The following is a 17,214-nucleotide window of genomic DNA, read 5'->3' as shown; positions in this document are numbered from 1 at the left end:
TTCAGCGCCCGGCAGGAGTAACAACTAAACGCTCGGCGGGTGGCAGCTCAAGCCAGCTTGGCCAGCAGCTTCATGAAAATGGCCGCCTCCTTGGCGGAAAGCGGCGCCAGCGTTTCCTGCGTAATCTCGCGGGCAAGCGGAATCAGCCTCTCGATCGCGTCGCGCCCCTCGGCCGTCAGATTGACCAGCAGGCGCCGTTTGTCGACTTCGTGTTTGCTAAGTTCGACAAAGCCTCGCGCTTTCAGCCGGTCGATGACACCTTTCACCGTCGCCGCATCCATGGCGATCAGGCTGCCAAGCTGGTTCTGCGAGGTCTCGCCGACGTCGCGCAATTTGGCCAGGGCGGCAAATTGCGGCGGCGTCAGATCGGCGATGTGTGCGGCGAAGATCGAGACATGGCGCTGGTGCGCCTTGCGCAGGATAAAGCCGACCTGCTCCTGCAAGCGATAGTCGTTTTCGTCAGGCTCCTCGGCCTCGACCAGCTTGAGCAGATTGTCTTCGGCGCTCACCTCAGCCCATCCCATGCCTTGATGTCCTTGGCAGCCAGCCCGCCCATGCGGTCATGCACGCGCGGGCCGCAGGTCATTGCGAGGCAAAACAGGATCTCGTCGGGACGCGGGCCATCGCTGATGCCGATTTCCATGGCATCGAAATGGCTGCGCACATAGGCCGCGTTGATGTGGCCGAGCGGCACATCGAGCCGCGCGCCGAAGCCGCCGACCTTCTTCGACGACGGCACGATCGACTTGGCGTCGCCAAGCCGTTCGCGCATGGCATAGCCGCCCGGCACATGCCACAGCGCGCCATGCTCCAGCTCGCCCGCCGCGCCGACGATGGCACCCTTGCCATAACCGTCGATCTGTTTCACGTCGCCGCCCAATGCGGCAATGAGCCTGTCGGAGAGCAGCAGCCCGAGCGGCTTCAAATCCTCCATCGCGCTCTGCAGTTCCTCGACGTAACGGCCGGCGAACGGGTTCTTCACCACGGCCATGGCCGCGGCGCGGCGCCGCGGCACCTTCGCCACCGGCCCGCCTTCGTGAAAAATCTCTTCGGTCAGCACGGCGATCTTGCGGATCGGAAACTCAGGCATGGGCAATTTCCCTCTCTAAAACTTTATTGGCGAGCGCCATCGGACCTGCGATGCGCGCCTGACCGTCGAGGAAAAGCGCCGCGGCGGCAATCAGGCCGCGCCGCCGAAAGTCTTCCGCCACGGCAAGCCCGCTGTCCAACGCGGTAGCGATTTCGACGGCGGACAGTGGCCCTACGTCTTGCGTCACCTGTCGGTCGCCCAGATCGCTGTCCGGGGCGAGATCGCGCGCCCGTACGCGCGTAACGGCGGGATGACCGGGCAGATCGACGGCGTTGGCGATCAAGGTCGCGGCGGCGTCGGCTTCAGCACCCGTCCGCGCCAGCACGGTGACGGCGTCGGCGATGCCCAGCGAAAAGGACCGGCCGCGCCAGCCGCTTGTTGCGACGCCGCGGATCCCGTCTTCGGCGCGGATCGTGAGACGGTCTGCCAGTCCGTGACCTGTTCCGGCAATGGCAAGCGTCATCGACTGGCCGTGGCCGAGATGGATCGCGCTGTCGCCGCCATTGTTGACATAGGCGCGCTCGAGCCGGCGGCCGGCGAGCAGAACGCCAAGCACTTCGTCGGCTACCGAGCCGGCGACGGCCGCCATCGGCGTGATGAATTGTTTCGCTAGCGGAACGACCGCCGCTTCCATGCGACGTGCCGTCGGGCCGACAAACATGCGAGGACGCAGCGGCGCCTGGCGACGCAGTTCGGGCAACTCTTCGACCAGTTCGGGCAGGATTGTCTGGAAGCGCGTTGCCGCCTGATGATAGGCGGCGCGGCATTCGCTCGCCTCGCCGAAGGCCTCGACGATCAGATCGATCGGCCCATGATTGAGGTGAAGCCTTCGGCCGTCCTCGAGCCAATGCGCCTGCGGGCCGTTCATCACCCTGCCCCATTTGTCGTCGCGCGCCGCAGCTGCACCAGCGGCGGCCAGGGATTGTCGCGAGGTGCGGCCTTGCCGCGGCGCGGGTTGAGATACTCGCCGCCCTTGGCCAGGATATCGTCGACGCTGCGGATTTCGGCTTCATAGCCGCCGAGCCTGACATAATCGTCGCGGCGCATGGTGAATTCGATGGGCGCCACCAGCGCCGGCGTCGGGACATAGCCGAAGGCGCCTTCCGGCACGCGGATGACGTCGACCATCAGCGTGATGCCGCCGCCCGGCCAGACATAGACCGGCGCGCCGCCGACCGTCACATAGGTCTTGAGGCCCTGCACCGAGCGGGTCAGATTGACCGGGTTCTCGGTGACGCCGGCGCGCAGCGAGCCGCCGGCGCCGCCGACGAAAAGCACGGTGCAGAGCGCCGGCTCGCAATTGTCCTCGATCAGTTCAACCGACTTCCGCAGCCGCTCCGGGAACGGTTTCTGCACCGGCTTCAATTCGTCGTCGAGCTCGTAATAGGCGAATTGCTCACCGGTGGTCGAGACCATCAGCAGCGACATGCCGGGGCGCGCACCCTTTTTGGCGCTCCATTCACCAAGGATCGACAGCGGGTCGGAGATATTGGTGCCGCCCCAGCCGAGGCCGGGCTCCGACACCTTGAAATAGCGGCCCGGCGTCGAACGGCGGCCGATGATCTTGATGCCGGTATCCTGCCAGCCAAGCACCTTGCCCGCCTGATGCTCGGAGACGACGCCGGTGATGTGGTCGTCGACCACCACCACCTCGTCGACAAGGCCGCGCCACTGGGTGGCGAACATGCCTATGGTGGCCGAACCGCAGCCGACGCGCATGCGCTGCTCAAGTTTGCCGTCGATGACAGGCGGTTTGCCGGCTTCGACGATGACGGTGGCGCCGCCGTCGATGACGAGCTCGACCGGCTTGCGGTTGCACAGCCTGAGCATGGCATCACAGGTGGCGCGCCCTTCAGCCTTTGAGCCGCCGGTCAAATGATGCACGCCGCCCAGCGACAGCATCTGCGAGCCGTATTCGCCGGTGGTGACATGGCCGATCGCCTCGCCTTCGGCACGGACCGTTGCCGTTTCGGGGCCGATATGACGGTCGGTGTCGATCTTCACCTTGACGCCGCAATAGGAGAAGATGCCCTCGGTGACGACGGTGACCAGATCGACGCCCTCGACCTCCTGGCTGACGATGAAGGGCGCCGGCTTGTAGTCGGGATAGGTGGTGCCGGCGCCGATCGCGGTGACGAAGCGGCGGCCGGTGTTGACCAGTTCGCCGTCCCAGCCCTTGCCTTCCTCGGCAAAGGGCACGACCGCGCCGCCTGTCTCGGCCGCGTGGTCGAGGATGGTCAGCGGATCCATCCGCACGATCCTGCCGCCAACATTGCCGTAGCGATCGCAGGCGCCGGTGCGGCCATCGGCGATGTAGCACATGACCGGACAGGCATCGCACCGGATCTTCTCCGCCACCAGCTTCTCGCCGGGATCGTGTGTCTCGAAGCGTTCGGCAAGCTCGCTCATCGGCGCGCCTCCTTGTCGAGGATGGCGGCGCGGATGCGGGTCGGAGTCGCCGGAATCTTGGTGACCACCACACCGGCGGCATGGCGTATGGCGTTGAGGATCGCCGGCGCCGTCGGGATCAGCACATGCTCGCCCAAACCCTTGGCGCCGAAGGGTCCTTCCGGATCCGGAACTTCTATCAAGATGGTCTCGATCGGCGGCACGTCGCCGATCGTCGGGATCAGATAGTCGTGCAGGTTTTCGGTGCGGCCGGGGATGTATTCTTCCATCAGCGCCATGCCGATGCCCTGGGCGATGCCACCCTCGATTTGGCCTTCGGCAAGCAAGGGATTGATGGCCTTGCCGACATCGTGCGCGGCGGTGATTTTTATCAGCTTCACGGTGCCGAGCCTGAGGTCGACCTCCAGTTCGGCGATCTGGGCGCCATAGCCATAGACGGCGTAAGGCTTGCCCTGACCTTTTGCATCGAGCGGCTGCGTCGGCGGGTCGTAGCTTTCCTCGGCCCGGAAGACGAATCCTTCGGCGTCTGCCTTCAGCGAGGAAAGATCGATGCGGCGCGTCGCTTCGCCTTCCCCGATGCTCAGACTTGTGCCGTCCAGCGCAATCGCCGCCTTTTCCGAGACATTGGCGAAACGCAAGATCTCATCGCGCAAGGCGCGGCCGGCCTTTTCGGCGGCCTTGCCGGTGACGAAGGTCTGGCGCGAGGCCGATGTCTTGCCGGCGTCGGGGGTGATCGCCGTGTCGGCGCCTTTCAGCCGGAGCTTTTCAAGCGGAAGCCCCAACGCGTCGGCGCAGATCTGCGCGATGACAGTGTTCGAACCTTGCCCGATATCGACCGCCCCCTGATGCAGGACGACTTCACCCGATACCGAGATGCCGACCTTGACGGTCGACGGATTGGGCAGCGAGGTGTTGCCGCAGCCGTACCAGCAAGAGGCCACGCCGACGCCGCGTTTTTTGATGCTGCTACCGGCATTGAACGCTTCGGCATCACGAAGGGCACGCCGCCAATGTGAGCGGAGGGCCTCCAGGCAGTCGGCGATGCCGACGCCTGACTCGAGCCGCTGCCCGGTAACTGTTTCGGATCCGTTCCGAAGGCAGTTCTTCAGGCGAAAGTCGAGCCGGTCCATGCCTAGCTTGTCGGCCAACTCGTCATAGAGGGTCTCCTGCATGATCGTCGCCTGCGGCACGCCGAAACCGCGAAAGGCGCCGGCAATCGGGCCATTGGTGTGGATGGCGCGGCCTTCGGCGCGATAGTTCGGCGTCGCATAGGGGCCGGAGGCGTGCACCGGCACGCGGTTGGCGACCGTCGGCCCCCAGCTGGCATAGGCGCCGGTGTTGAAATCGCCGGCGAAGACCATGCCGGTGACGCGGCCGTCGGCATCGGCGCCGATGCTCGCTCTCATCCGAGCGGGATGGCGCTTGGTGGTCGAGATCATCGATTCGGTGCGGGTATAGGCGAGTGCCGCCGACCGGCCGGTTTTCATGGCGACGAGGCCGATGAGCGGTTGCAGCGAGACATCGAGCTTGGAGCCGAAGCCGCCGCCGGTGGCGGTCGGCACGATGCGCACCTTTTCCGGGGCAAGGCCGAGCACTTTTGCCGTGTCGTCGCGGTCCATATAGGGGGCCTGCGTGCAGGCGACGACGACCAGCGTATCGCCGTCCATGAAGGCATAGCCGGCTTCCGGTTCGATATAGGCATGCTCGACATAGGAGGTGTCGATGGCGCCGGAAACGACGAAAGCCGCACCGGCAAGGGCGGCCTCGGGGTCGCCACGCTCGACGAAGCCGGAGGTGAGCAAGTTCGAGGGCCGGTTTTCATGGACCAGTGGCGCGCCGCTGGCCTGTGCTTCGCAAGGGTCCAGACAATGCGGCAATTCGGTCCAACTGACAGGAAAATCGGCAAGGTCGAGATCGAGGATAGCCTCGCGTTCGCCGGCAACCAGGGCCACCGCCTCGCCGCGAAAGCGCGAAAATCCTTCGGCAAGCGCCGGCTGGTCGGCGAAGGGGGCAATGACGCCGAAACAATTCTTTCCCGGGATATCGGCGGCGGTAAAGACGCCGGCAATGCCGGGACAGGATTTCACCCAGCTGCCGAGATCGCCAAAAGTGAAAGCGGCATGATAATGCGGCGAGCGGACGACCAGCACTGACAGTGCATCCGTGGGGAAGGAATCGCCGCCGAATTTCTCGACGCCGGTGACTTTCGGCACGCCATCGAGGCGGATCGGAGAGGAGCCCACGGCATGGCCGGATCGTGGCAGGCGCGGATCGAGACCGTCGGCATGGCGCGAAGCATCCATCACCGCGGCGACGATCTTGCGGTAACCAGTGCAGCGGCAGAGAACACCGCCCAGTGCATCCTGCGTTTCGGCCTCGGTCGGGTAAGGCGTCCTGTCCAGGAGTGCCGTTGCGGCGACCAGCAGGCCGGGCGTGCAGGCGCCGCACTGTGCTGCGCCATGGCTGAGGAACGAGGCCTGCAGCGCCGACAGCCTGCCGTTGGCGAGACCTTCGACGGTCGTTACCACGGTGCCGGAGGCGGAAGCCGCCGGCGTCAGGCAGGCGCAGACCGGCTCGCCGTCGACCAGCACCGTGCAGGCGCCGCAATCGCCGGCATCGCAGCCGATCTTGGTGCCGGTCAGCCGCAGCTCGTCGCGCAGCACCGCGGACAGCCGTCGCACCGGCGGTACGCAAACGCTGACGGCGGCGCCGTTGACCTCGAAGGCGATGTTGGCTCGCTCCATGCCCATCAGGCCGCCGCCCTTTCGCCGGGAATAGCGCCCATCGCACCAAGCACGGCGCGGACGACGATCTCGCGCGCCGCATCCAGCCGGTATTCGGCGCTGCCGCGCACGTCGCCGATCGGCGACAGATCGTCCATTGGCGCGGATTGGATGGCAGTGGCCAGCGCGGGGCCGACCGGACGGCCGCGCAGCGCCGCCTCGACGCCCGCCAAGCGCCTGGCGACGACCGAGCAGGACCCGACGGCGACGACCGCGTTCCTGACGATGCCATCTTCGATGGCCAGGCGTGCGGCGGCCATGGCGATGGAGATGACGAGATAACGCCGTGCGCCAAGCTTCACGAAGGCGGAGCTGCCGGCGGTCGCGGGTTTGGGAATGCGGATTGCCGTGACCATTTCGCCGGGCTGCAGAGCGGTGCGACGGTTGCCGAGGATGAATTCTGCAAGGGGCAGATGCCGGGTCGCCACCGAGGAACGCAGTTCGACCTCGGCGTCGAGCACCAGCAGCGCCGGCACGCCGTCGGCGGCCGGCGAGGCATTGCAAAGATTGCCGGCAATCGAGGCAACGTTCTGGATCTGCACCGAGCCGACTTCCCGCGCCGCCTGCTTCAGCGCGTCGAAAGCCGCCGGCAGCGGATGGCGGACGAGATCGGTCCAGGTGGTGCGCGCGCCAACGAGCCAATGGTTCTCGGCTTCGGCAATGCCGCGCAATGCCGCCAAGCCATTGATGTCGAGGACATTGTCGCGGAAAGGCTTGCTGCCCTGTGCCGGATAGAAGTCGGTGCCGCCGGCGAGGATGCGCCATTGTCCTTCGCCCAGCAAAGCGAGGGCGTCGTCGACCGTGGTGGGTTTTGCGTAACGGATCACGCTTTGCCTTCCCAGAATGGACTTCCCGAGAGGGGATCCTGCCGAAAGATTTTCCCGAGCATGCAAGGCAGGAAATTCATTCGTATGCAAATGATATCAAGCCGGCAGGAATTGTCAAAGCCAGAGTTTGCACGGCTATGGGCACCGGTGCGCCCGGAACGCATTTGTTATGCCGTGAGAGGTTGACGCAGCCGGCCATCTGGTCAAGTTTCTGCGTCCGGTCGCGTTTTCATTGGAGCCTAAGCTCAAGACCAAGAAAATAAGGAGGCTCCATGGCCGACGAAGCGCTTGTCGTCATCGACCTGCAGAACGATTTCTGCCCGGGTGGCGCCCTGGAAGTGGCTGGCGGCGACGAAATCGTGCCGTTGGTCAACGACCTGATCCGGCGGACCGAGCACGTCCTGCTGACGCAGGACTGGCACCCTGCCGGCCATTCCAGCTTTGCCTCCAGCCACCCCGGCAAGCAACCGTTCGAAACGATCGATGTGCCTTATGGCCACCAGACGCTGTGGCCGGATCACTGCATCCAGGGCAGCCTGGGATCGGATTTCCATTCGGGCCTCGCCTGGAGCAAGGCCGAGCTGGTGATCCGCAAAGGGTTCCGTCCTGCGATCGACAGCTATTCGGCATTCTTCGAGAACGACCGGACGACGCCGACCGGCCTTGCCGGCTATCTTCGGGATCGGAACATCGAGACGCTGACCCTGGTCGGCCTAGCGACGGATTTCTGCGTCGCCTTTTCGGCGCTCGACGCGGTCAAGCTCGGTTTTGAGACGTCCGTGCGGCTCGACGCCTGCCGCGGCATCGATCTCAACGGCTCCGTGGAGAGGATGCTGGGCCGGATGCGCGATGCCGGCGTGGCACTGATTTGAACGTCATCCAGCCGAACCTGACAGACTTTTGAGGGGCTCCATGCGGTTTGCGGCGTTGACGGCAAGTGCTGCACTGATTGCCGCAATCTTTTCTCCGGGAGCGGTTCTCGCGGCCGAAGCGCACGAATTGCCGGGCGCCGCCATGTCGCTGTGGTGGGTGCTGCCGTTTGCCGGGCTATTGCTTTGCATCGCGACCGGGCCGTTGCTCTTCCGTCATGCCTGGGAGCACCATTACGGCAAGATTGCCGCTTTCTGGGCAGCGTTGGTGATCGGGCCGCTGGCGCTCGCCTTCGGCATCCCGTCGGCAACGCAGGCGGTGCTGCACGCGCTGCTCACCGAATACATGTCGTTCATCATCCTGTTGTTCGCACTGTTCACCATTTCGGGCGGCATCTTCGTTGCCGGCAACATCCACGGCACGCCGCTGGTCAATGCCGGGCTGTTGCTGGGCGGCGCTGTGCTTGCTTCGATCATCGGCACAACCGGCGCCTCGATGATCCTGATCCGGCCGCTCATCCGCGCCAACGACAACCGGCGCTTCAACGCCCATGTCGTCATCTTCTTCATCTTCCTGGTGTCCAACATCGGCGGGTCGCTGACGCCGCTCGGCGATCCGCCGCTGTTCGTCGGCTTCCTGCGCGGCGTCGATTTCTTCTGGACGACAGTTCACCTGTTGCCCGAGACACTGTTCGTCGCCGGCGTGGTGCTGGCGGTTTTCCTGGCGATCGACATCATCATGCATCACCGGGAGGAAGGCGCGCCGAAGATCAAGGATCCGACGCCCGACAGCAAGGTGCGCATTCGCGGCCTGGCCAACATCCCGCTGCTGGCAGGGGTGATCGCCGCGATCCTGATTTCCGCTGCCTGGAAGCCGGGAGTGAGTTTCTCTTTTCAGGGCGTCAGCCTCGAGCTGCAGAATCTGGTGCGCGACGCCGCCATCCTGATACTGGCCTTCACGTCGCTTGTCGTCTCGCCAAAGGAGTTTCGCGGCGCAAACGCCTTCAGCTGGGGGCCGATTGCCGAGGTGGCGAAGCTGTTCGCCAGCATCTTCATCTGCATCGTGCCGGTCGTCGCCATATTGCGGGCCGGCCTCGACGGCGCGCTGGCGCCGTTGGTGCTGCTGGTCAGCTCGCCGACCGGCGCGCCCGACAATCTCGCTTATTTCTGGCTGACCGGGGCGCTGTCGTCCTTCCTCGACAATGCGCCGACCTATCTGGTGTTCTTCGAGCTGGCCGGCGGCGATGCGCAGCATCTGATGACCGAGCTCGCCTCGACGCTGGCGGCCATCTCGGCCGGCGCGGTGTTCATGGGTGCCAACACCTATGTCGGCAATGCGCCGAATTTCATGGTCTATGCCATTGCCAGGCATCGCGGCATCAAGATGCCGAGCTTCTTTGGCTACATGGCGTGGTCGGGCGCCGTGCTGATCCCGACTTTCCTGCTCGCCGGCTTGCTGTTTTTTGCCTGATCAGCCGACGCCGACATAGCGGCGGACCGCCGAGGGATCAGCACGCAGTTCCTCAACGTCGACCGTCTCGCGGTTGCGGCCGTTTTCGATGAAGCAAACGCGGTCTGCGACCGAGAGCACGGCATCGACGCGCTGCTCGACAAGGATTGTCGACACGCCAAGCGCACGCAGCTTCGAAACGGTTTCGCGGATCTTGGCGATCATCGACGGCATCAGCCCTTCGGTCGGCTCGTCGAGTAGGAGCACCTGTGGTTCCAGACACAGGGCGCGGGCCATGGCCAGCATCTGCTGCTCGCCGCCCGATAGCGTGCCAGAACGCTGCCTAAGGCGCTGGCGCAGCAGCGGGAAGAGATCGAGCACGTTTTCGCGCGTCGCCTTGCCCTTGTTGCGGGCCATCAGGCCGATCTCGATGTTTTCAGCCACCGTCATCTCGGCGAACAGCCGCCGGCCCTGCGGCACATAGGCGACGCCGGCCTTGGGCACCTCGTGCGCCGGCAGGCCGGTCAATTCCCGCCCTTCGAGCCGGATCGAGCCGGCGCTTGCCGGCACCAGGCCCATGATCGCCTTCAGCGTCGTCGTCTTGCCGGCGCCGTTGCGGCCGAACAGGCAGAGCACCTCGCCCTCGCTCAAGACGAGATCGAGGCCATAGAGCACCTGGACCTCGCCATAGAAGCAATCAAGCCCGGAGATCGTCAGTGCCCTGGACTGGGCCTCAGCCATGGGTCGTCCCCAGATAGGCGTCCTGCACCGCGGCATTGGCGCGGATCTGCTCGGGCGTGCCTTCAGCTAAAATCCTGCCGGCGTTGAAGACGGTGATGCGGTCGGCGAGCTGCATGACCACCGGCATGTTGTGCTCGATCAAAAGCACGGTGGCGCTATCGGCGATCTCGCGCACCAGCTCGATGAAATTGTCGATCTCGCTGTCGGCCAGCCCTTGCGTCGGTTCGTCGAGGATCAGCAGCCGCGGCTTCAGTGCCAGCCCCATCGCCACTTCCAACAGGCGCTGGTGACCGTAGGACAACTGCCCGGCCGGCATTTGCGCCCAGTCGGCAAGTCCGGTGCGCTCGAGCGCCGCCATGACGCCGGTGTGAACCGCGCCCTTCGAGCGGCTGTCGGTCAGCGTGTGCTGCACCGGCAGGGCAACATTGTCGTAGGCGCTGAGATTGGCAAAGACGCTGGTGATCTGGAATGTATAGGCGATGCCAAGGCGAACCCTGGCGTAGGCAGGCAGGCTGGTGATATCGGCGCCGTCGAAGATGATCGTGCCCGACGAGGGCTGGATGCGGCCGCTGACCAGGCTGACGAAGGTGGTCTTGCCGGCACCGTTGGGGCCGATGACAGCGCGGATCTCGCCCGGCAGCAGCGCGAAGTCGACGCCGTCGACGGCGCGCAAGCCGCCGAAACTGCGCGACAGGTCTTTGGTGGTCAAAAGCGGCATCATGGCAGCCATCCGAGCCAGCGCTGGCGAATGCTGCCGAGAATGCCTTTTGGGAAAAACAAAACCAGCAGGATCAGCGCGATGCCGACGATCAGCAGATAGGCGGAGGTGTAGCCGCTAGCGACGTCGATGACATAGTACATGAACAGCGTGCCGATCAGCGGCCCGAGCGTGGTGGCAGCACCGCCCAGCAGCACCCAGAGCAGCGGCAGGATGGAATACTGCACCGAAGCGAAGCTCGAGCCGACATAGCCGAACAGCAGCGCATAGGCGGCGCCGGAACCCGCGCAGATGGTGCCGGAGACGATGACGGCGGCGAGCTTGTTGGAAAACGTATCGTAGCCGAGCATTTTTGTCCGCTCCTCGTTCTCGCGGATGGCGACCAGCACGCGGCCATAGCCGGAGCGGACTATGGCCAGGCTTATAAGCAGCACGATCGAGAACAGCGCCAGCGCGCTCATATAGCGCACGGTCGGGTTGGTGAGGTCGAGCGACGTGCTGCCCAGGACAAGGACACGCATCGACTGCGGTACGACCATGCCCTGGTCGCCGCCGGTCCAGGCGGCGAGATAGAGGATGACGAGATAGAATACCTGAGCGAACATCATTGTTACGATCATGAAGGCGACGCCGGAGGTGCGCAGCGCCAGCAGCGCGATCACCAGCGCGAGAAGTGCGCCGCAGGCAAGCCCGGCTGCAAAGGCGGCCGATACGCTCCAGCCGAGATGAATGACGGCGAGGCCGGCGCCATAGAGCCCGGCTGAAAAAAACATGGCATGGCCGAGGCTGAGCAGCCCGACATAGCCGAACAGCAGATTGTAGCCCATGGCGAAGACCGCCAGCACCATGATGCGAGCGAGCAGGCCGTGATGGTATTCCGGCAAGACGAAGCTCAGGGCGAAAAGCAGGGCGATGACGCCGAGGTGCAGCGCATATGGCTTTGCCGGCGAAGCATCCTTCATCGCGATGCCGTCCCGAACAGGCCCTGCGGCCGGAACACCAGCACCATGGCGACGAGCAAGGTGGCGATGATCTTGGCCAGCGTCGGTGAGAAGAACACCGAGATGATGCCGTCGGAAAGGCCGATCAGCACCGCGGCGACGACCGTGCCGCGCAGCGAGCCGAGGCCGCCGATGATGACGACGATGAACGACAGCAACAGCGGGTCTTGTCCCATCAGATAGTGGGCCTGGCTGATCGGCACGATCAGCACCGCGGCCACAGCCGCCAACATGGCGCCGAGCGCGAAGACGCCGGCATAGACTCTGGTCACCGGAATGCCAAAGGCCTGCGCCGTCTCGCTGTCATATTGCGTGGCGCGCATGATGAGGCCGATTTTCGTGCGCGTCAGCACCAGCCAGGTCGCGACCAGAAGCAGCGCGGATGCGGCGATGATCGACAGCTTGTAGCCGGAATAGCCGAACCACGGCAGGAGGATGCGGTAGCTGAACGGCGGCTCCACAGGCCGCGCCTCCGGGCCGTAGAAGGTCAGCGCCAATTGCTGGATGATGTAGAGCATGCCGATGGTGGCGACGATGGTGGCTTCCGGATTGTAGTTGAGCCGGCGCAGGACCAGCCGTTCGGCGAGCAGTGCGATCAAGCCGACGATCAGCGGCGCCAGCACCAGGGCGGCCAGGAAGCCGAGCGCCGGATGGCCGGATATCGCCGTAGAAATCGCCCAGGCAAGCACCGCGCCCAGCATGAAGAACTCGCCGTGCGCGACATTGACGACGCGCATGACGCCGAACACCAGCGACAGGCCAAGCGCCGTCAGCGCCAGGACGGCGGAGGTGACGAGGCCTTCGAGGGCGGCGAGGAGCAGGTGGGGTCCGAAGTGCATCGGCTAAGCACCGGCGGATGCGCGAAGCACCCCCCTCTGGCCAGAGGGGGGTGTCTTGGCGCTCACGCTTGCTGCAGCAGCCAAGCTCACAGCGCCTGCGTCGTGTAATCCCCTTCCGGCTCGTAGAGGCCGTCCTCGATCTTGGTCTTGTGGACGACATTCAGCCGGCCGCCTTCGACCTTGGAGATGTTCTGGATACCAAAACACTGGTGGATCTTGCCGTTGAAGGTTTTCGGTCCCTGCGGATGCTCGGGCCCCTCGGCGAACTCGGTCAACGCCTCGGTCGCCTCGACCAGCTTGGCGCGGTCTTCCGGGCCCTTATAGCCGGCATCCTCCATCGCCTTCTTGACGACGTAGAGCGTTTCCCAGCAGCCGAACATGTGCGCGGCGGTGGAGACGTCCTTGGGATCGCCGACAGATGCACCATTGTCGTCGATGCCGACGGCGGCACGATAGGCCTTCTGTGCAGGGGAGTCATCGGGCTGCGCATAGCGTGGCGAGCCTTCCCAGAAATGGCTGCCATCGAGGAATTCGAGGCCGGGGCTGTTGATGTCGGTGGCTTCGAGCGAATCGATGAAGCCGAACAATTGCGGCCGGTTGGAGCCGTAGAACTCGCCGAGTTCCTTGACGAAGGTGAGCACCGCCGGGCCGACCATGACGTGGTAAATCACCTCGGTCTCGGCCGGGATCTGCGGAAAATATTTGGTGAAGGAGGATTCCGTCGGCGGGATGGCGATCTGCGCGATGACCTCGGCGCCTTGCGCCTTCAGCGCCGGCGGCAGGTAGTCGCGATGATCGTAGCCGAAAGCGAAATCGGGGAATATCTGCGTCACCTTCTTGCCGGCATTGGCGGCAATCCACGGCGCCATCGACTGGATCTGGCTCTTCACGTCGGTGATGCCGGGCTGGAAGACGTAGCGGTTCAATTTGGTCGACGCGACGTGGTGACCTTCACTGACGACGAAATAGGGCATCTTGGCCTCGCCGGCGGCCGGCGCCGAGCCGATGACGACATGCGAAAACAGCGTGCCGTAGACGATGTCGGTCTTGTGCTGGGAGGCGAATTTGCCGACCACTTCGGCGCCCCGGCCGGGATCGGTGCCGTCATCCTCGATGATCACCTCGACCGGCCGGCCGTTGATGCCGCCGGCATCGTTGATCGCCTTGACCGCCGCGGCCGTGGTCTTCTCGTACCAGCGGCCATAGGCGGCGCCGATGCCGGTGCGGTGCGACTGGAAGCCGATCTTGATCGGCGCCGAGCTCTGCGCCTGGCTGTAGCGCACGAAGCCCGGCGCGACGGCAAGACCGGCGCCGGCGGCAAGGACCTTCAGCGCCGTGCGGCGGGTGAGAGCGGATCTGGAGAGATCGAAAAACCCATTCTTGTCAGTCACGGCAGTTCCCCTTGTTTTTGAGCTTTGACCAATGGCTGTAGCGAGGCGGGCCACTCTTGCTAAGAGGGCCGAAAATTGCATGTGTACAAACTAAATCACCAAAGCTCTGACGTGGCAAGCGAGCTTTCCCCAAGGTTCGATTGACGGGCATCGCGCATCTCGTTCACCCGGCGGTTGGCGTCGCAAGCAGCCACAAGCCGAAGACGGTGTAGGCGATCATCAGCAACGTGAGCGGAAACTGGCTGAGCGCGGCGCGAGCGGGAATGGGGTGCAATCGCCAGGCCAAGCCATGGGCGACAAGCACTGCAAGCATGTGGCCGGCTATGATGACGCCGGCCTGGAGATTCCACAGCCACCACGCCGAGCCGGCGCCGGCGACGACGCCGGCTTCAATTGGCAGTTCAGCGGTGCCGAACAGGTTCCAGCCCAGCGCAAACGGGTCGGAGAGAGCGGCAATCGCATATTGGCCGTCGACCAGCAGCGCCGTCAGATAATGCGCGAAGTGATAGGCGAGCGCGATCGGCACGATCGACCAGACTAGTAGCCCTGCGGCGTGAGCGAGGGAATGCTTGCTGCCGGCAAGGTGCTGGCCAAGAAAGACGGCAAGCGCGAACACGGCCGCAAGCACGACAAAGGTCAGCACAAGGCCGAAACTGCCGATGCCGATCAAGGCGGTGCGTCCCGGAAACTCCAGCGGATTGATGCCGAACCGGCCTAGCCAGAAGAAGGTTTTCGACAGGCCGTCGAAGGATACCGACGACAGCGCAAGCAGCAGGAAGGCGACGCCGCTGAGCGGCAGCGGCGCATCCTCGAGCAGCTTAGCGCCCGGCCAGCAGAGTTTGAGCCGGCCGTCCTCGTTGCGTTCGACGATGGCGAAGCGCGCCACCATCGAAAAGAACACTGTCAGGAACTCGCCGCTGCGGGTCCAGCCGCGGTAGCCGAAGACCTGCATGGCCGCGAAGCTTAGCAGCCAGTAGACGCCGGCGGCCCAGGTCAGCCGCCCCGGGTCATCGGGCGCCGGGTCGATCAGCTCGAACCAGGCGAAGGCGAAGAACAGCACGAAAGCCGGCCAATAGCCGAGCCACTGGGGCAGCCGCCGTGGCTCCATTCTGTCGGACAGGCGCGAGACGACGCGGCAAGGCCCGTACCACGGATTGAGCCACGACCAGAGATCGCCGCCGAGCCCTTGCAGCAAAGCCAGCCCAACCCAGAGCAATGTCCATACGGTCAGCGGCAGCGGATTGGAGAGCGGATCGCGGCTGCCGAACAGGCCGGCGGCAGTGAGAATTGCAAAGCCGGCAAAGGATATCATGCTGACGGCAGTCCGCGCGCCGTCGCCGAAGGTGAAAAGCGGCAGGCGTTTGCGCCAGAAGCGGTCGAGGGAGTCCGGCCTCAGTAGCGCCAGGACAAGGAAACTGGCGGCGACGGCGAGCGCGCCGCCGGCGACGTAGTAGCCGGTGGGGAGGAGCAGGACGTGGCCGCGGTCGGAGGCGTGGGCGAAGGCGGGGGTGGGCAGGAATACAGGTGCAAGGGCCAGGAAGAAGGAGAACCGCGGCAGGGCTACTAGGTTATGGCAGCGCTCTACGGCACCCCCCTCTGTCCTGCCGGACATCTCCCCCTCGAGGGGGGAGATTGGCAGTTGAATCGGCCGGCGCTTTTCTTGCCTCGTTGAGGGTTGGCCAGAGCGGAGATGAGAGCCAATCTCCCCCTCTGAGGGGGAGATGTCCGGCAGGACAGAGGGGGGTGGGCGGGAACTCATGCTTTCCAAGAAATACTTCTTGTCGGCCCTCACACCTTCACCAGCTGCTCCACGCGGTCCTTCTGGCCGAAAATGCGCAGATAGCGCTCGGTCTCTTTCTCGTCGCCTGTCGACTTGGCCGGATTGTCGGAAAGCTTGACCGCCGGCCTGCCATTGGCCTCGGTGACCTTGCAGACCAGCGAGATGGCGTCGAGCCGGTTGGTCTCGGTCGGTGCGCAGCCTTCGAAATCATTGGTCAGGTTGGTGCCCCAGCCGAAGGACATGCGCACCTTGCCGCGGAAGTGGCGGTAGGTCTCCTCGATGGTCTCGACCTCAAGCCCGTCGGAGAAGATGAGCAGCTTCTGCTTGGGGTCCTTGCCCTTTTCGCGCCACCAGGAAATGATCTTCTCGCCGCCCTCGATCGGCGGCGCGCTGTCGGGGCGGAAGCCGGTCCAGTCGGCGACCCAGTCCGGCGCATCGCGCAGGAACGCCGCGGTGCCGAAGGTGTCCGGCAGCACGATCAGCAAATTGCCGCCGTAGTAGCGCTGCCAGTCCTGCAACACCTTATAGGGCGACTGCTTCAATTCCTTTTCCGAATTGGTGAGCGCGGCGAACACCATCGGCAGCTCATGCGCGTTGGTGCCGAGCGCTTCGAGGTCGTTGTCCATGGCGAGCAGGACGTTGGAGGTGCCGGTAAAGGCCTCGCCGATGCCCTCCTTCAACGCTTCGACGCACCAGCGCTGCCACAGGAACGAATGACGGCGGCGGGTGCCGAAATCCGAGATGCGGATGCCGGGCAGCGCCTTCAGCCGCTCGGTCTTGGCCCACATCTTGGCCTTGGCGCGGGCATAGAGCACGTCGAGCGCGAACGGCCCGAACGCCCGCATGGCCGCGCGAGATCGAAGTTCATTGATAATTGCCAGCGCCGGGATCTCCCACAGCGTCGTGTACATCCACGGGCCGCTGAAGGCGAGTTCGTATTGGCCGTCGCGCCTGGAGAGCTCGTATTCGGGCAGCCGGAAATTTTCCAGCCAGGCGAGGAATTCCGGTTCGAAGATCTGCTTGCGGCCATAGAAGGTGTTGCCGCCGAGCCAGATCATCTCTTTCTTCGAGAAGCGCAAGGTGCGGGCATGGTCGAGCTGCTCGCGCAGCTCCGTCTCGTCGATCTCCTCGGCAAGGCGGACCGAGGTGGTACGGTTGATCAGCGAGAAGGTGGCGTCGACCTTGGGATACATGCCCCAGATCATCTGCAGCATCAGAAGCTTGTAGAAATCGGTGTCGAGCAAGCTACGCACGATCGGGTCGAGCTTCCAGGTGTGGTTGTAGACGCGCCGCGCTATATCGGTCTTTGCCATCGC

The 17,214-nt window shown here is 64.5% G+C and carries 15 protein-coding genes; 2 read left to right on the top strand and 13 right to left on the bottom strand.

Features of this window, described 5'->3' with window-relative positions; genetic code table 11:
- Window positions 1–47 precede the first annotated feature (47 nt).
- The 6 genes from NKI01_RS12175 to NKI01_RS12150 are packed head-to-tail and all read right to left on the bottom strand — an operon-like array spanning window position 48 to window position 7,109.
- Entirely contained in the window at window positions 48–509 is a 462-nt protein-coding gene (locus NKI01_RS12175) for a MarR family winged helix-turn-helix transcriptional regulator (RefSeq protein WP_023718174.1), read from the bottom strand.
- Entirely contained in the window at window positions 506–1,090 is a 585-nt protein-coding gene (locus NKI01_RS12170) for an amino acid synthesis family protein (RefSeq protein WP_023718173.1), read from the bottom strand. The genes NKI01_RS12175 and NKI01_RS12170 overlap by 4 nt, the downstream gene beginning before the upstream one ends.
- A complete protein-coding gene (locus NKI01_RS12165; protein WP_352484338.1) occupies window positions 1,083–1,958 on the bottom strand; it encodes a UPF0280 family protein in 876 nt (291 codons plus the stop codon). The genes NKI01_RS12170 and NKI01_RS12165 overlap by 8 nt, the downstream gene beginning before the upstream one ends.
- The gene (locus tag NKI01_RS12160) at window positions 1,958–3,499 is read right to left on the bottom strand and encodes a 6-hydroxynicotinate reductase (protein WP_352484339.1); all 1,542 of its coding nucleotides are present in this window, start codon (window positions 3,497–3,499) and stop codon (window positions 1,958–1,960) included. The genes NKI01_RS12165 and NKI01_RS12160 overlap by 1 nt, the downstream gene beginning before the upstream one ends.
- Entirely contained in the window at window positions 3,496–6,249 is a 2,754-nt protein-coding gene (locus NKI01_RS12155; protein ID WP_352790254.1) for a molybdopterin-dependent oxidoreductase, read from the bottom strand. Before NKI01_RS12155 ends, NKI01_RS12160 begins: the two co-directional genes overlap by 4 nt.
- Window positions 6,249–7,109, bottom strand: coding sequence for an FAD binding domain-containing protein (locus tag NKI01_RS12150; RefSeq protein WP_352484341.1), 861 nt, complete (start codon window positions 7,107–7,109; stop codon window positions 6,249–6,251). Before NKI01_RS12150 ends, NKI01_RS12155 begins: the two co-directional genes overlap by 1 nt.
- Before the next feature lie 272 nt (window positions 7,110–7,381).
- Here NKI01_RS12150 and pncA point away from each other — a divergent pair, with 272 nt between their 5' ends.
- Both pncA and NKI01_RS12140 read left to right on the top strand, forming a co-directional pair.
- Window positions 7,382–7,981: a bifunctional nicotinamidase/pyrazinamidase gene (gene pncA, locus NKI01_RS12145; protein ID WP_023718168.1), complete on the top strand. Its 600-nt coding sequence runs from the start codon at window positions 7,382–7,384 to the stop codon at window positions 7,979–7,981.
- A gap of 40 nt (window positions 7,982–8,021) precedes the next feature.
- Window positions 8,022–9,449, top strand: a complete 1,428-nt coding sequence (locus NKI01_RS12140) for a sodium:proton antiporter (protein ID WP_023718167.1) — start codon at window positions 8,022–8,024, stop codon at window positions 9,447–9,449.
- Here NKI01_RS12140 and NKI01_RS12135 read toward each other — a convergent pair whose 3' ends face one another.
- The 7 genes from NKI01_RS12135 to pncB all read right to left on the bottom strand — a co-directional run bounded on the left by NKI01_RS12135 (window position 9,450) and on the right by pncB (window position 17,211).
- Window positions 9,450–10,169 carry an ABC transporter ATP-binding protein gene (locus NKI01_RS12135; RefSeq protein ID WP_352484342.1) on the bottom strand — a complete coding sequence of 240 codons (720 nt, stop codon included), beginning with the start codon at window positions 10,167–10,169 and terminating at the stop codon, window positions 9,450–9,452. It abuts the gene before it with no gap.
- Entirely contained in the window at window positions 10,162–10,890 is a 729-nt protein-coding gene (locus NKI01_RS12130) for an ABC transporter ATP-binding protein (RefSeq protein ID WP_352963282.1), read from the bottom strand. Before NKI01_RS12130 ends, NKI01_RS12135 begins: the two co-directional genes overlap by 8 nt.
- Window positions 10,887–11,849, bottom strand: a complete 963-nt coding sequence (locus tag NKI01_RS12125) for a branched-chain amino acid ABC transporter permease (protein WP_023718164.1) — start codon at window positions 11,847–11,849, stop codon at window positions 10,887–10,889. Before NKI01_RS12125 ends, NKI01_RS12130 begins: the two co-directional genes overlap by 4 nt.
- Window positions 11,846–12,727, bottom strand: coding sequence for a branched-chain amino acid ABC transporter permease (locus tag NKI01_RS12120; protein ID WP_023718163.1), 882 nt, complete (start codon window positions 12,725–12,727; stop codon window positions 11,846–11,848). Before NKI01_RS12120 ends, NKI01_RS12125 begins: the two co-directional genes overlap by 4 nt.
- 86 nt (window positions 12,728–12,813) lie before the next feature.
- On the bottom strand, window positions 12,814–14,118 hold the full coding sequence (locus NKI01_RS12115) for an ABC transporter substrate-binding protein (protein WP_023718162.1): 1,305 nt from the start codon (window positions 14,116–14,118) through the stop codon (window positions 12,814–12,816).
- A 163-nt stretch (window positions 14,119–14,281) separates the two neighbouring features.
- Window positions 14,282–15,730: a hypothetical protein gene (locus NKI01_RS12110; protein ID WP_352963279.1), complete on the bottom strand. Its 1,449-nt coding sequence runs from the start codon at window positions 15,728–15,730 to the stop codon at window positions 14,282–14,284.
- A gap of 176 nt (window positions 15,731–15,906) precedes the next feature.
- Complete coding sequence (gene pncB, locus NKI01_RS12105) at window positions 15,907–17,211, bottom strand: nicotinate phosphoribosyltransferase (protein WP_352963277.1); 1,305 nt, start codon at window positions 17,209–17,211, stop codon at window positions 15,907–15,909.
- Between the last annotated feature and the right edge of the window lie 3 nt (window positions 17,212–17,214).

Origin of the sequence: Mesorhizobium sp. M0815 (assembly GCF_040319995.1) — a bacterium.
Lineage (GTDB): Bacteria > Pseudomonadota > Alphaproteobacteria > Rhizobiales > Rhizobiaceae > Mesorhizobium.
The sequence above is the reverse complement of the archived record's forward strand: the minus strand, read 5'-3'. Positions and strand labels throughout refer to the sequence as shown.